The organism is Zoogloea dura (genome assembly GCF_012927165.1).
Lineage (GTDB): Bacteria > Pseudomonadota > Gammaproteobacteria > Burkholderiales > Rhodocyclaceae > Zoogloea > Zoogloea dura.
Genome location: NZ_JABBGA010000021.1, coordinates 61,027 through 76,387, shown reverse-complemented (window position 1 = coordinate 76,387; position 15,361 = coordinate 61,027). Strand labels below are relative to the sequence as shown.

Sequence of the window (15,361 nt, the reverse complement as noted above, 5' to 3'; positions counted from 1 at the left end):
TTTCGGGGGGGCGAATAAGGCTACTGCGCGGCCCGATTCCGCAACTGCAGTGCTCGCTGTACTCAAAAGTACAGCTGCGCGCTTCGCCGCAGACTCGAACCGCTCGCCACGCTCTCTTCACCCCCCGACACTCCGCCCCATTAACGGAGCGAAGGTCACAACCGGAAGCACCCATGAAATTTTTCGACGAAGCCCGTATTGAAGTCATCGCCGGGGACGGCGGTAACGGCGCCGCCACTTTCCGCCGCGAAAAATACATCCCCATGGGCGGCCCGGATGGTGGTGACGGCGGCAAGGGCGGCGACGTCTATGCCATTGCCGACCGCAACCTCAACACCCTGATCGATTTCCGCTTCAAGCGCACCTTCCTTGCAGAGCGCGGGGAAAACGGACGCGGCGCCGACTGCTATGGCAAGGGCGGCGATGACGTCGAGCTGCGCATGCCGGTCGGCACCATCATCTCGCTGCAAGAAACCGGCGAGGTCATCGCCGACCTGGACCATGACGGCAAGCGTGTGATGATCGCCCGTGGCGGCCGCGGCGGCCTGGGCAACCTGCACTTCAAGACCAGCACAAACCGCGCCCCGCGCAAGAAGACCATGGGCCAGGAAGGCGAGCGCAAGAGCCTCAACCTGGAGCTCAAGGTCCTCGCCGACGTTGGCCTGCTGGGCATGCCCAATGCCGGCAAATCCACCTTCATCCGGGCCGTTTCATCCGCCAAGCCGAAGGTGGCCGACTACCCCTTCACCACCCTCGCCCCCAACCTGGGCGTGGTGCGCACCTCCGAGAACCGCAGTTTCGTGATCGCCGACATCCCCGGCCTGATCGAGGGCGCCGCCGACGGCGCCGGACTGGGCCACCAGTTCCTGCGCCACCTGCAGCGCACCCACATCCTGCTGCACATCGTCGACATCGCCCCCTTCGACCCCGAGGCCGACCCGGTCCGCGATGCCCACGCCATTGTCGAAGAGCTGCGCAAGTACGACGAGGAACTGGTCAACAAGCGCCGCTGGCTGGTCCTCAACAAACTCGACCTGATCCCGGACGAAGACGAGCGCCAGGAACGCATTACCGCCTTCCTCGAAGCCTACGGTCCGGCGGAACGACACTTCCAGATCTCAGCTATCAGCCGCACCGGCTGCCAGGAAGTGGTTTTTGCCATCCAGGACATCCTTGACGAGGAAAAGGCAGCGGCACAGGCTGCTGCAGATGCCGCCGCCGCCCTGGCCGCCGCATCCAGGCCCGAAGACAGCGCCGAAGACCTCGACGCTGAGCAAGACTACGACGAAGAAGACGAAGACGAAGACGACGATGAGAACAGCAATCCGTAACGCCCGCCGGCTGGTCGTCAAGGTCGGCAGCGCCCTGGTCACCAACAACGGCGAAGGCCTTGCCGTCGACGCGCTTGCCGACTGGGCCCGCCAGATCGCCGCACTGCGCGCCGAAGGCCGCGAGGTGGTGCTCGTCTCGTCCGGCGCCATCGCCGCCGGCATGCAGCGCCTCGGCTGGACCAGCCGCCCCCAGGAGATGCACCAGCTGCAGGCCGCGGCAGCCGTGGGCCAGATGGGCCTCGCCCAAGCCTATGAGAGCGTCTTTGCGCGCAACAGCCTGCACACCGCCCAGATCCTGTTGACCCACGCCGACCTGGCCGACCGCACGCGCTACCTGAACGCCCGATCCACCCTCGTCACGCTGCTGGAGCTGGGTGTCGTACCGATCATCAACGAGAACGACACGGTCGTCACCGACGAGATCAAGTTCGGCGACAACGACACCCTGGGGGCCCTGGTTGCCAACCTGATCGACGCGGACGCCCTGATCATCCTGACGGACCAGCAAGGCCTCTACACCGCCGACCCTCGCAAGGATCCGTCTGCAACCCTGATCGGGGAGGAGCGCGCCGAGAACACCGCGCTGGAGGCCATGGCAGGCGGTGCCGGCAGCGGCATCAGCAGGGGCGGCATGATCACCAAGGTACGCGCCGCCCAGCGCGCAGCCCGTAGCGGCGCCCATACCTGCATAGCCAGCGGTCGCGAACAGGACGCCCTCCTTCGAGTGGCAGGCGGCAACGATATCGGCACCCTTCTTTACGCCACCAGCACACCGCTCGCCGCTCGCAAGCAATGGCTGGCCGACCACCTGCTGCTGGCCGGCAGCCTGACCCTGGACGAAGGTGCGATCGAGGCACTCCGCGCAGACAAGAGCCTGCTGCCAATCGGCGTCACCGCGGTGGAAGGTGATTTTGCCCGTGGCGCAGTCGTGGCCTGCCGTACACCTGACGGCAGAGAGATCGCCCGGGGGCTGGTGAACTACGCCAGCAACGACACCCGTCGCATCCTGCGCCGCCCCTCCAGTGAGATCGAAGCAGTCCTGGGCTTCATCGAGGAGCCCGAACTGATTCATCGGGACAATCTGGTCCGGATTGGCTGAAACCCTGCTCCCCAAATGAAACTGGCCACCTTCGGGTGGCCAGTTTCATTTGGGGAATGCATTTTTCCAATACACATTCACTCAACACCTAATCAAACATCTGCAACAAAGGGAGCCCCCATGAAAAACGGGCACCCGAAGGTGCCCGTCAATTCCTGATTCAGACGAAGTCTGAATTAGAAGGTGTGACGCAGGCCGAGGGAGATACCCTGGACGGTCGCACCAACAGTGCTCGCGCCACCCGGCAGAGCACCGGCGTTCACGCCAGCGGCGTTGATGCCGAAGTCGTAGGTCGCGCCCTTGTCGTTGTTCATCATGGCGTAGACAGCCTTCAGCATGGTGCGCTTGGAGAGGCTGTGCTCGACGCCCAGTTCGAACAGCTTGGCACCGGTGTCGTCAGCGCTGGAGCCGTTGACCTTCAGGTCACGAGCAACGTAAACCTGGCCCAGCAGCTTGGAAGCCGGGGTCACGTTGAAGGTGGCGCCCAGACCGTAGACAGCTTGGGTGACCTTGTTGCCGCCGAAGTTGTCAGCACGGGCCAGATCGAAGATGGCGCGAACGGAAGCCGGGCCGAAGGCGTAGGAACCACCAACACGGAAGTCAGAGATCTTCAGATCAGCAGCGTTGCCGGTGGACACGGCATTGTAGGTCACGGCAGCCATGGCGGGGCCATTGGCGTACTTCAGACCGATGTCGTAGCCGGTGGTGTTGGCAGAGGTCAGACCGTGCAGGGACTTGTTCTCGTTGGCCACGTAGGCGACGGTGGCGTTCAGGCCAGCGAAGCTCGGGGACACGTAGGCAATGGCGTTCTTCCAACGGGTATCGAAGATGGAAGTACAAACGGTGCTGCGGCCGCAGGTGGTGCCGCCGCCGTAGTTGCCGCTGGTGTCGGTGGTGCCCAGCAGGTTGTTGCCCAGCTTGCCGAGGATGCCGGAGTTGGAGCCGATGCCGGTAGCGCCGGCATTGACGTCAATAGCACCGCCCAGAGCGCGGGTCGGGCCGGTCAGGTTACCCAGAACCACGGTACCGAAGCCGCCGGCCAGGCCGACGAAACTGTCACGGGTGGCGCCCAGGCCGCCGGTGTTGTCGAAGCCAACGCCGCTTTCAAACTGGAACACGGCGGTCAGGCCGTTGCCCAGGGACTCGGCACCCTTGAAACCGATCAGGGAGGAGTTGGTGGAAACGCGGGTGGTGTTGCCGAGTTCGTTGTTGGCATCGCCAGCGATCTTGACGACGTCGAAGGAAGCGTCAGCCACGCCGTAAACGGTCACGTTGGCTTGAGCGAAGGCACCGGTGGAAGCCAGGCCGGCGACGGCCAGAGCGATCAGTTTCTTTTGCATATGTTTCTCCTCTTGATTGAAGACTGGCACGTTCCGCTTTGCAGCGGCGCCGACCAATTTCACCTCTCTAACGAGAAGTTGGCCTGCATTGTGGGTGCGAGGCAAAGGCCTAAGCAAGGACAGCGTTGTTTTTTGGACGCGAGGAAGGGGCGGAGTGTTGCAAGTTCGCAACAGGCGCCAAGCAGTTCTTCATTACAACTGCAAGCGCGCCCCAAAAACAAAGGCCAGCCCGACTGGCTGGCCTCCGAACCGTAAAGATGGCGCTTACTTCTGGGACAGCACCCAGGCGACCAAGGTCTTGGCCTCGGCAGGGCTGACTTGCGGATTGGGGGGCATCGGGATCTGGCCCCAAGCACCCACGCCACCCTTCTGAACTTTCTCGATCAGCTTGGCTTCGGCAGTCTTGTCACCCTTGTACTTGGCAGCGACTTCCTTGTAAGCCGGACCGACAAGCTTCTTGTCCACTGCATGGCAGGCAAGACAGTTCTTGGCCTTGGCCAGATCAGCGCCCGCATCGGCAAAGGCTGCGGTGGAACCCATCAGGCCGGCGATGGCGGCGACAGCAACGAGCTTCTTCATTGTGGTCCTCTTGGTTTGTGTGACTGGAAAAATGTCGAGGCAGTCTAAACTTCCCCGGCTGCTTTGCCAATTCTCGCGGTAGTGCTCCGAAGGAGCGGTCACGCGACATGACGACGCAGCGGTTCAACGCAAGGGCCGCACTTCCCGTTGACCCGAGGGTCGACCGGCTCCGCCACTGAGCCTCAGAAGGCGATCGCGACAGCGAACTGCAGACGCACCCGGTGATCGCTCTGGCCATAGGCGAGATCCACCGCAATGGGCCCCGCCGGACTGCGCCAGCGGGGGCCGAAGCCATACCCCAGGTTCATTTTGAACAGCTTCCGCTCATCGTTGGCATTGCCCGCGTCGATGAAGGTGGCTACGCCCCAGTCACTGCCCTTATACCAATGCACGTATTCGGCACTGGTCACCGCCATGTAGCGGCCACCCACCGTGGCGCTGCCCTCGGTAACCCCGAGGCTCTGGTAGGCATAGCCGCGGACCGTCTGCGCACCACCGGTGCGGAACAGGAAATCCTGCGGTACTCCATCGCTGGACGCGGCGACCGTCATGCCGCCTTCGGCCCGCAGGATCAGCACATCCCGCTCAGCAACCGGCACAAAGAGCTGGTAGCGGCCATACATCCGCACGAAGTTGCGGTCTGACAGCAGGGCCCGGGACGCACCGCCGACCTGCAGATTGAGCACATAGCCACGATGCGGGTCGAGGATGCTGTCCACCGCCCGATAGGTCCATGACCAGTTCGCCGCCAAGGCCGAGCGGGCGGAACGCACACTCCCGTCGGGGGTGAGGATTTCGTGCTGGTAGTTGATGGCAATCCGGTTCTCGGTGTTGCCGCGGGGAATGGTGCGCACCACCCCCACCGACTGGCGCTGCGTCTTCAGACCCGAAATGTCGGTACGTTCGGCCAGCACACCGACGCTATCCAGATGGGCGTCGAGTGATGGCGGCAGGAAGACGTCTGCATAGCCCAGCTGCCGGCGCTGCTCCATCCGGACACCGCTGACCAGATTCCAGGGTTGGCCAAGGAAATGCGCGTCCCGGTAACTCGCCTCGACCCGGTAGCCCGTATTGCTGCTGACACCCCCGCCGAAGCCGATGCGCCGCGGCTGGGCTTCCACGAGCTGGACCCGCACCGGCGCCGCGTCGGGCGTGGCCGCACCACGATCGATATCCACCAGCACGGAAGCAAAATAGCTGGTGTTCTGCAGCGCTGTCTGGAAGCGCAGCAGGCGCTCCTGCGAGTAGGCCTCGCCAGGCTCGGGCGGGCGGTAGCGCCGGATCAGGCCCTCGTCGTAGTCGGAGAGGCCGCTCACCTCGAGCGGGCCGAAGCGAAAGGCGGCCCCGCTATCGACCTCCACTTCGAGGGTGGCCGTGGCACTTTCAGGATCGATCACGGCCCGGCTGTCGGTGATTGCCGCCGCGGCAAAATCCCGGGCGGTCAGCGCATCCAGCAAGCGCTGCTTGGCCTCGTCCCAGGCGGCCTGCCTGAACGCATTCCCCTCGGGCAGGGCCCAGTTCCCCCGCAGTACGGCGAGCCTCTCGGCCTGCCCGGGCTCCGTCAGCGCACCGGAGAAGCGCAGTTCGACACGCGAAACCAGGGTGCGCCGCCCAGGCTGCACCAGGATGTGGAGCACGCCATCACCCTTGTCCTGCCGTTCGATGGCCGGACTGAAATAGCCCTCGGTGGCCAGAATGTCACCGATCTCCTTGCGGGCACGGCGCATCAGCACAACCTCATCGCCCTGCTGCGACTCTCCTGGCGCCGCCTCGGGGAAGTCGAGGTACTTGTCGAGGAGTGCGCGCAAGGCATCGTCGGCAAGCTCCAGGCGGACCCTCTCCACGGCATGGGCAGCCACCGCCCCACACAGGGCAAGGGCAAGGATCAGCAGGCGAAGCACAATGGAATGGCGCGGCACGCGCGCATTCTAGCAGTCGCCTGAAAGTCCCATCAGCGCGGTGTTGCCACCGGTGGCCGCGGTGTTGACCGTCACGCAACGCTCCACCACCAGCCATTCCACCGGGTAGTAGGGCATAGGCTCGAGGCAGGGGAGGATGGCGCCTTCCCGACGGGCCAGCATGTCGCGCCAGCGGGCCGCCTCCGGCAAGTCGAGGAGTGCGGCGGCAAAGGGCGCTGCCAGGCCCTGGGGATCAACGGAGACCCGTCCTTGCAGAGTCTCCGGCAGGCTTCGGCACCACGCCTCACCGGCTCCGCCCGCAGGCAGGAGCAAGCGATTTCCGGTTGCGAGCACGGCAGCCAGCTGATGTAGCCAGCCCCCCTCACTGTCCGCCAGCCCCAGCACCGCGCCCCGCGGATGGAAGCCCAGGGTGTTGCTCTCGCCGGTCGGCCCGGGCAGCACCAGGGAAAGGCCCGCCAGCGATACGCCGCCGTAATGTGCGGCCGCCTGCAGCAGCCGCTCCCGCAGGGCCTCGTCCGCAAAAACATGGCCACGCAGCCAGTCGATCAGCAGCCCAAGGTCCGGGCATGCGGGCCGGGCCAGCGTCGGAAGCGGGTCTGGCGCCCCGCGGACCAGCCGCCGCAGGCTCAAAGGCCCCCCGGCCTTCGGGCCGGTTCCCGACAGCCCCTCGCCACCAAAGGGCTGCACACCGACCACCGCGCCGATCATGCTGCGATTGACATAGATATTGCCCACCCTGGCCTGTCCGACAATACGCCGGACACAGCCATCAAGCCGCGACTGGATACCGAGGGTCAGCCCGTAGCCGGTGGCCTGGATCACCCCGAGCAGGTCGTCGAGATCCCGGGCCGCATAGCGCAGCACATGCAGCACCGGCCCGAACACCTCCTGGCGCAGCGCCTCCGGCGAAGCCAGTTCGACCAGGGTCGGGGCCATGAAATAACCGGTATCGCAGGCGTCGGGCAGGCTGCGCCATAGCACCGGGCAGCGATCGGCCCGCCGGGCGTCCACGTAAGCCTGGATACGCAGACGGGCGTCGCTGTCGATCAACGGCCCTACGTCGGTCGAGAAATCGTCGGGCGGCCCCAGGCGCAATTCAGCCAGGGCCCCGTCGAGCAGGGACAGGACCCGCTCGGCGATCTCCTCCTGCACGCACAGCAGGCGCAGGGCCGAACAGCGCTGCCCCGCGGAGTCGAAGGCCGACACCATGACATCGGCGACGACCTGCTCGGGCAAGGCCGTCGAATCCACGATCATCGCGTTGATTCCGCCGGTCTCCGCCACCAAGGGCACATCTCCCCGGGCCGCCAGGGTCTGGTGGATGCTCCGGGCGACCTGTGTCGAGCCGGTGAACAACACGCCGCAGATGCGCTCATCGGCCACCAAGCGGCGCCCGATCGTCTCACCGGGCCCCGGCAGACACTGCAGGACGCGCCGGGGAACACCTGCGGCATGGAACAAGGCCACCGCCTGATCGGCCACCAGGGGCGTTTGCTCTGCTGGTTTTGCCAGCACCGGATTGCCGGCGGCCAGGGCGGCAGCGATCTGCCCGACAAAGATCGCCAAGGGGAAATTCCAGGGGCTGATGGCCAGCACCGGCCCCAGCGGCCGGGCCCCCTCCAGATCACCCGCGCGCAGCCGCTCCGCGTAGTAACGGCAGAAGTCGGCCGCCTCCCGGACTTCACCCAGGCCCGCGGCGATCGTCTTGCCGGCCTCCCGGACCAGCAGCGCCACCAGGGCGTGGGTGCGCGCCTCCAGGGCCTGGGCGGTCCGCTCCAGGCACAAGGCCCGTTCCGCGGGGGATGTCGCCCCCCACTGCGGCGCCGCCTCGCCGGCCAGCTGCAGGGCTGTCTCGAGTTCGTCCGGCGTGGCGAAGCGCGCCCACCCAACCACCTCCTCCGGCCGGGCCGGATTGCGGACTGGAAGCAGGCCGTCAACGTCCTTCCCCTCCCCCTCCTCCACCCCGGGCACTCTGGGGAAGACGTGGACCTGCACCTCCCGGCTGCTTGCCAGGGCCGCCGCAAAGGCCCGCCGCACGGCGGGCGAGGCAAGGTCAAAGCCCCGGCTGTTGGGCCGCCCTGCATACAGGTCCACAGGCAGCGGAATGGCGGGATGAGGCCGCCCTCCAAGGGCAGCCGCCGCATCCGCCGGGTCCCGGAGCAGATCGGACAGCGCCACCCTGGCGTCCACAATGCGATTGACGAAGCTCGAATTCGCACCGTTCTCCAGCAACCTCCTCACTAGGTAGGCCAGCAGCGAGCGATGGGGCCCTACCGGGGCATACACCCGGACGGGGCGCCGCAGGGCGGGATCGTCCGCAGCCACGATCTGCCGGAACAGGCTGTCGCCCATGCCGTGGAGACACTGGAATTCGTAGTCACCATGGCGGAACACGCCTCCCTCATGAATCAGGGCCGCCACGGTATGCGCGTTATGCGTAGCGAACAGCGGGAAGATCGCATCCGGCGCCGCCAGCAGGCGGCGGGCGCAGGCCAGGTAGGCCACATCCGTATGCTGCTTGCGGGTGTAAACGGGATAGTCGGAGAGGCCCTCCTGCTGGGCCCGCTTGATCTCCGCATCCCAGTAGGCGCCCTTGACCAGGCGCACCATCAGGCGTCGACGATGCTGGCGGGCCAGCTCAATCATCCACTCGATCACCGCAGGCGCGCGCTTCTGGTAGGCCTGGACAACGAAGCCGAGCCCATTCCAGCCGGCAAGCATGGGGTCGCGTACCAGCACCTCCAGCACCTCCAGCGACAACTCGAGCCGCTCGGACTCCTCCGCGTCGATGGTCAGCCCGATGTCGTACCGGCGGGCCAGCAAGCACAACTGCCGCACTCGCGGCACCAGTTCGCCCATGACCCGCCGGCGCTGCAACCACGTGTAGCGGGGATGCAGCGCCGACAGCTTGATCGAGATGCCATTGCCGGCGACGACGCCACGCCCCCTGTCGGCAGCCCCGATCAGGCGGATCGCCGACGCATAGGCAGACAGGTAGTGGGCCGCCTCCTCGGACGTGAGGGCCGCCTCACCCAGCATGTCGAAAGAGTAGAGATAGTCCGTCCAGGGGCCGCCCGAGGCACGCTCCAGCGCTTCCTCCATCGTCTCGCCGAGGATGAACTGATGCCCCACCAGGCGCATGGCGAAATCCATCGCCTCGCGGACCAGCAACTCCCCTCCCCGATTGGCCATCCGGGACAGCACGCCAGGCAGACGCGCGGCATCCCGCGGCTCGAGCAGACGCCCGGTGAGCGACAGACTCCAGGCGGCGGCATTGACGAAGAGTGAAGGACTGTGGCCGAGGTGACCGAACCAGTCGCGGGCCAGGAGTTTGTCCCGGATCAGGCGCAAGCGCCCTTCCCTGTCGGGAATGCGCAACAAGGCCTCGGCGAGGCACATCAGGGCGACGCCCTCGCTGCTGTCGAGGGCGAACTCATTCATCAGCGCATCGACACCACCCGCACGCCGTCGCCGCTGGCGGACCTCGGTGGCCAGATCCAGGGCCAGCTGGTGGATCAGGGGCCCCTGCCCCTCGGCCGGCCGCGCCTGCTCAATCAGCGGGAGGATGCACTCCGCCTCGGGAAGCCGGGTCGTGGCCACCACGGCCTGCCGCAATTCGGCAAGCCGTGAGGCTACCGGGTCTTGCGAGCGGACGGGATCGCGGGCTGCGGATGCGGACGGATTGGACATACGACATCACCTGGCTGGGTCTGGCTGTCGCCGATGTCCAATTCGACCATCACAACTGCAAACGATTCAACCGGATGCAGCTGCCATCCGGCTGAACCGCTCAGGCGTGCTCAGGACTCCTGGTGATAGGAGACGACGCGCTCCACCTCATTGCGCGAACCGAGGATGACCGGCACCCGCTGGTGCAACTTCACCGGCTTGACATCGAGGATGCGCTCGCGCCCGGTGGAAGCCGCGCCGCCTGCCGCTTCGACGATCATCGCCATCGGGTTGGCTTCGTACATCAGGCGCAGCTTGCCGCCCTTGTCCTTCATCTTGCTGTCCAGCGGGTACATGAAAATGCCGCCACGGGTCAGGATGCGATGCACATCGGCGACCATCGAGGCCACCCAGCGGGTGTTGAAATCGCGCCCCCGCGGACCTTCGGCGCCGGCCTGGAGCTCACTGATGTAACGCTGCACCGGCGCTTCCCAGAAGCGCTCGTTGGACCCGTTGATGGCGTACTCCTTGGTATCAGCCGGGATCGTCATGTCCGGGTGGGTGTAGATGAAGCTGCCCATTTCCCGGTCGAGGGTAAAGCCATGCACACCGCTGCCCACGGTCAGGATCAGCTGGGTGGAGGGGCCATACACCGAATAGCCGGCCGCCACTTGGGCAGTGCCGGGCTGCATGAAGTCGGCCTCGGTCGGCGTGCTGACGCCTTCAGGGCAGCGCAGCACCGAGAAGATGGTGCCGACGGAAATGTTCACATCGATATTGGAAGAGCCATCCAGCGGATCGAACAACAGCAGGTAAGCACCCTTCGGGTATTCACCGGGAATCGGGCGGATCTCCTCGACCTCTTCGGAGGCCATCGCGGCCAGGTGGCCACCCCATTCGTTGGCCTGGATCAGGATGTCATTGGCGATCACATCCAGCTTCTTCTGGGCTTCGCCCTGCACGTTGTCGCTGCCGGCTTCACCCAGCACGCCGGCCAGGGCGCCCTTGGAGACATTCACGGCGATGGCTTTGACCGCCCGGGCCACCACCTCCATAAGCAGGCGTAGATCGGCACTCATCAGGCCTTTACGCTGCTGTTCGATCAGAAATTGGGTAAGCGTGACTCGCCGCATGGCTCGTTTCTCCGGGATAAGCGCTAAAAGTGCGGATTATCGCCCGGATCGGCCCCATCCGTCGTTTATGATTAGGCACTGAATTTCGCAAGGGGCAGCCCGCCCCCTCCCGAAGCACTCTCCTCACAAGGCATCATGGAAGTTCTGATCATCGGCGCCGGCCTAGCCGGCGTCACGAGCGCCTGGTATCTCAACCAGGCAGGTCATTCCGTCACCGTCGTCGATCGCCGGCCCGGCCCGGGGATGGAAACGAGCTTCGCCAACGGCGGACAGATCTCGGTCAGCCATCCCGAACCCTGGGCCAACCCCACAGCGCCGGCCACCATCCTGCGCTGGCTGGGCCGCAAGGATGCGCCCCTCCTGTTCCGGCTGCGCGCCGATCCGGCCCAATGGCGCTGGGCCGCAGCCTTCCTGCGGGAGTGCCTGCCCGGCCGGACAGCCTACAACACCCGCGCCATCGCCAACCTGGCGCTCTACAGCCGGAGCGAGCTCAAATCCCTGCGCGAAAGCCTGGGCCTTGAATACGACGCGAGCGAAGCCGGCATCCTGCACCTGTTCCAGAACCGGCGTGAATTCAGCGGCATTCCGGCACGCCAGCAGGAACTCGAATCCCTGGGCATCCATACCCGGCTGCTGAGTGCGGACGAAGCGGTCGACCTCGAGCCCGCCCTGAAAAAAGTGCGCCCGCAACTGGCGGGGGCACTGCACGGCCTGGATGACGAAAGCGGCGACGCCCACCTGTTCTGCCAGGCCCTGGCAGCCAAGGCCGCAGCGGCCGGGGTCCGCTTCTCCTTCGACAGCAGGCTGTACGAATTCGACATCGTGAAAGGCAGGATCCGCGGCGCCCGGGTGCTGGACGGCGATCTCCGCGCCGGCGTGTTCAAGGCCGACGCGGTCGTCGTGGCCGCGGGCAGCTACAGTCCGGGCCTGCTCAAACGCTTTGGCGTGAAGCTGCCGATCTATCCGGTGAAGGGCTACTCTGTGACCGTCCCGATCATCGATGAATCGCTGGCCCCGCGCCACAGCCTTACCGACGAGTCCCGGCGGATCGTCTGCTCGCGCCTGGGTGACCGTCTTAGAGTAGCCGGGACCGCGGAGCTGAACGGTTTTGATCTGTCACCAAACCCGGCACGCAGCGCCGCCATCGTCAGGTGGCTGGAGAGCCATCTGCCAGGGGCAGCCGACCTGAGCCAGGCAGAACACTGGTGTGGCCTGCGCCCGGCCACTCCGAGTAACCTGCCGCAGATCGGCCGCACCCTGATCGACAATCTCTATGTAAACACCGGACATGGCACTCTGGGCTGGACCCTCGCCTGCGGCTCGGCAAAAGCGATCACCGACATCCTCGAAGACAGACGACCGGAGCCGGATTTTCCTTTCCGCAGGGGCTGATCAACCCTCGGCGGTTTCCTCGAAGAGGATGCGATAGACAAAGGCCGACAAAACGACCTGCTCTGCATGGGGCAGATCGTCAAACTGGACACCATGGTGCACCTGCGGAGGCTCGCCATCCTGAGCCGTGGTGGCATGCACCGACCGCAACACCGCCGGGATCGTGAGGTACTGCTCCACCTCACTCACGACCACCCGGAACTTGATGGAGATCCGGTCGTCCTTGATGCCCATCGGCGATTTGGCAACCAGCATCGCACCACCTGTGCTCAGATCCACGATCGTCGCCGCATGGGAGCGCCCATCCGGAGACGAGACAGCAGCAATCAGGTTGACCCGCGCCCGCGCCCCGCGCCGCACAACCAGCCCACGGACCTGGGACGGATAAGTCAGGTGAAGATGGGGAAAGGGCACGTTCGCAACTTTATGGATGGTCGCGCCGAAGGCAAACACGCTCTTCCCCGAAAACAGGCGGACAACGAAAGCCTGCCCCTCGCGCATCAACAGAACCTTGCCATCCTGGGTCGGCGTGGTCACCAGCACGCTCTTGCCCTTGAGATAGCCGATCAGCTTGACGTAATAACGCGCCTGGCCAGTATCACTCTGGGTCTGCAGCTGGAGGGTGTCGCCAATATCCAGCTTGATCTCGTCGAAGCTGCAGTTGTCACCCGCAGGCTTCTCCCCGCTCTCAGGATTGGCACGGGTTTCACTGACCTGCAGCTTGCGGAAGAGGCCACGCTCCATCAGGGCCTTTTTCTGGGATTCGGTTTCGACGACCACACCGCGGGCAAGCAGGAGCTGCTTCTTGTCGTCGTAAAGAGGCCAGAGCACGGGACGCCCGACCTCAACCTCGCCATTGCTGATCCGCACAAAAGACATCTTCCCCACCCGTCGAAACCTGATTGGAAGGCATATCGTCACGGCAGGCGACGACTTTAGCTCGAGCATTCGAACTCAGGCCGCCAGGGCGGGAGGCGACCGCCGGAAAGACTTTGGAAGAAAAGAAAAAACCGGCTCAAGGCCGGCCATGGAGCGCTCGCCGGCACGCCGGCCGAGCAGCCCCGTCACCGCGGCACCGCGGTGAAATGGGAGCAGATCAGGCCGGCTGCTGCTCGACAGCAGGCACTGCGGCCGGCGGCGTACAACAGGCCGGGGAACCGTCCTCGCAATCCTGGCTGGGCGGATTGCGGATTTCTCCGGTTTCGGTATCAAAGCCGATGGATTCGATATAGGCGGCCAAGGCCGCGTCCATGGATTCCACATGGTTGTCGAACCAGATCGGCAATTCCTGGAGAAGCTGGCGCCCAAGGGCCGCGTCGCCACGTTCGACACGCTTGCGCACATCGCGACAGACGGCGATCACGCGGTCGTGCTCGGCCTTGTGACAACCCGGAAAGCCGATCTTCTCCATCCAGCGATTCTCCTGGTCGAAATGCTCGATCGTATGCGCCAGGAAGGCATCCATCTCAACCAGCAGTGCATCACCCTCAGCCGCGAGCATGCGGTTGTAGGCCTCGACGAACTCCTGGTGGGTCTGATCCATCACGCCCAGGCCCAAGGTGAGCTTTTCAGTCCATTCCATCGCTGCCATGTCGGGAAACCTCGAAAAAAGAAGATGCTTGCTACTCTAGCGCCCAGACACCCGGGCACACCCTGAGCCAGATCAATCGCACAGACCCTGGCTCAAAAAGAGGGCTTACTTGACCAGCTTCAGATGGGCACGCAGGCCACCACCCTTGGGTGGCTCCGGGGGCGTGATGTCCTCGGCCAGTGCATCCATCGGCTCCTCGGCCAGCTCAGCCTCGTCGACGGACGACTCGCCATCAGCCAGGCTTGCCGGCTCAAAGGCCATGCCATGCCCGTTCTCCCTGGCATAGATCGCCGAAACATTCTCGACAGGAACGGAAATGTTCTGGGCCACTCCGCCGAAACGCGCCTGGAAGGCGATCATCTCATTGCCCATCACCAGGCTCTGGGTCGCATCGGGGCTGATGTTCAGGACGATCTGGCCATCCTGCACGAAACTGCGTGGCACCAGGGTACGGCGATCGACAGCAACCGCGAGGTAGGGCGTCAGCCCCTGATCCACACACCACTCATGAATGGCGCGGATCAGGTAGGGCTTGGTGGAAACTTCACTCATGACCGGGTGGCCTCCGGCGTGCGGGCCCGGAACAGGCCGCAGAAACAGGAAAAGGAAAGGAAACGGGGCTGCGTCGGAACGCAGCCCCGGAATGCATCAGCGGCGCATGACCTTTTCGGACGGGGTCATGGCATCGATGAAACCCTGGCGGCTGAAGATCCGCTCGGCGTACTTCATCAGCGGTGCGGCCGAACGGGGCAGTTCGATGCCGTAGTGGTCCAGACGCCACAACAGCGGCGCAATGGCCACGTCGAGCATGGAGAACTCGTCACCCAGCAGGAATTTCTGCTTGGTGAACATGGGCGCCAGCTGGGTCAGCTGGTCACGAACATGGGCACGCTCCTTGTCGGCGCCCTTGGGATTCTTCTCCAGGGCATCGATATGGGAGAACAGCTCCAGCTCGAAGGTGTGCAGCAGCTGCCGGGCCCGGGCACGCATGATCGGGTCGGGCGGCATCAGCTGGGGATGCGGGAAACGCTCGTCGATGTACTCGTTGATGATGTTGGACTCGTAGAGCACGAGGTCACGATCAACCAGCACAGGAACCCGGTTGTACGGGTTGATGACGGCGATGTCTTCCGGCTTGTTGAAGAGATCGACATCAATCACCTGGAAATCCATGCCCTTTTCAAAGAGCACGATACGGCACCGGTGACTGAAAGGATCTGTCGTTCCGGAATACAAATTCATCATCGTTGTGTTACCCCACGGATACTCTGAATCACGCACCACGCGCCGGATGGCGCGCGGTGCGTC

12 protein-coding genes are annotated in these 15,361 nt (G+C 64.7%); 3 read left to right on the top strand and 9 right to left on the bottom strand.

The window, feature by feature from the left end:
• Positions 1-173 precede the first annotated feature (173 nt).
• Both obgE and proB read left to right on the top strand, forming a co-directional pair.
• Entirely contained in the window at positions 174-1,331 is a 1,158-nt protein-coding gene (obgE, locus tag HHL15_RS20130) for a GTPase ObgE (protein ID WP_169147603.1), read from the top strand.
• Positions 1,312-2,430 carry a glutamate 5-kinase gene (gene proB / locus HHL15_RS20125; protein ID WP_169147602.1) on the top strand — a complete coding sequence of 373 codons (1,119 nt, stop codon included), beginning with the start codon at positions 1,312-1,314 and terminating at the stop codon, positions 2,428-2,430. The genes obgE and proB overlap by 20 nt, the downstream gene beginning before the upstream one ends.
• Before the next feature lie 176 nt (positions 2,431-2,606).
• Here the strand turns inward: proB and HHL15_RS20120 are convergent, their stop codons facing one another.
• From HHL15_RS20120 to HHL15_RS20100, 5 genes are all read right to left on the bottom strand, one after another.
• On the bottom strand, positions 2,607-3,770 hold the full coding sequence (locus tag HHL15_RS20120) for a porin (protein WP_169147601.1): 1,164 nt from the start codon (positions 3,768-3,770) through the stop codon (positions 2,607-2,609).
• A gap of 264 nt (positions 3,771-4,034) precedes the next feature.
• Entirely contained in the window at positions 4,035-4,349 is a 315-nt protein-coding gene (locus HHL15_RS20115) for a c-type cytochrome (RefSeq protein ID WP_169147600.1), read from the bottom strand.
• 182 nt (positions 4,350-4,531) lie between these two features.
• The gene (locus HHL15_RS20110; RefSeq protein WP_169147599.1) at positions 4,532-6,268 is read right to left on the bottom strand and encodes an autotransporter assembly complex protein TamA; all 1,737 of its coding nucleotides are present in this window, start codon (positions 6,266-6,268) and stop codon (positions 4,532-4,534) included.
• A gap of 9 nt (positions 6,269-6,277) precedes the next feature.
• Complete coding sequence (putA, locus tag HHL15_RS20105) at positions 6,278-9,958, bottom strand: bifunctional proline dehydrogenase/L-glutamate gamma-semialdehyde dehydrogenase PutA (protein ID WP_169147598.1); 3,681 nt, start codon at positions 9,956-9,958, stop codon at positions 6,278-6,280.
• Between the two features lie 110 nt (positions 9,959-10,068).
• Positions 10,069-11,070, bottom strand: a complete 1,002-nt coding sequence (locus HHL15_RS20100; protein ID WP_169147597.1) for a class 1 fructose-bisphosphatase — start codon at positions 11,068-11,070, stop codon at positions 10,069-10,071.
• Positions 11,071-11,205: 135 nt separating this feature from the next.
• On the opposite strand from HHL15_RS20100, the gene HHL15_RS20095 reads away from it, so the two are divergent.
• Complete coding sequence (locus tag HHL15_RS20095; protein ID WP_169147596.1) at positions 11,206-12,462, top strand: D-amino acid dehydrogenase; 1,257 nt, start codon at positions 11,206-11,208, stop codon at positions 12,460-12,462.
• On the opposite strand, the gene HHL15_RS20090 is transcribed toward HHL15_RS20095, so the two are convergent.
• The 4 genes from HHL15_RS20090 to HHL15_RS20075 all read right to left on the bottom strand — a co-directional run bounded on the left by HHL15_RS20090 (position 12,463) and on the right by HHL15_RS20075 (position 15,298).
• On the bottom strand, positions 12,463-13,341 hold the full coding sequence (locus tag HHL15_RS20090; RefSeq protein ID WP_169147595.1) for a flagellar brake protein: 879 nt from the start codon (positions 13,339-13,341) through the stop codon (positions 12,463-12,465). It lies immediately after the preceding gene.
• 217 nt (positions 13,342-13,558) lie between these two features.
• On the bottom strand, positions 13,559-14,044 hold the full coding sequence (locus tag HHL15_RS20085; protein ID WP_235943542.1) for a hemerythrin domain-containing protein: 486 nt from the start codon (positions 14,042-14,044) through the stop codon (positions 13,559-13,561).
• 114 nt (positions 14,045-14,158) lie between these two features.
• Positions 14,159-14,605: a ClpXP protease specificity-enhancing factor gene (locus HHL15_RS20080; protein ID WP_169147593.1), complete on the bottom strand. Its 447-nt coding sequence runs from the start codon at positions 14,603-14,605 to the stop codon at positions 14,159-14,161.
• 96 nt (positions 14,606-14,701) lie between these two features.
• A complete protein-coding gene (locus HHL15_RS20075; RefSeq protein ID WP_169147592.1) occupies positions 14,702-15,298 on the bottom strand; it encodes a glutathione S-transferase N-terminal domain-containing protein in 597 nt (198 codons plus the stop codon).
• Between the last annotated feature and the right edge of the window lie 63 nt (positions 15,299-15,361).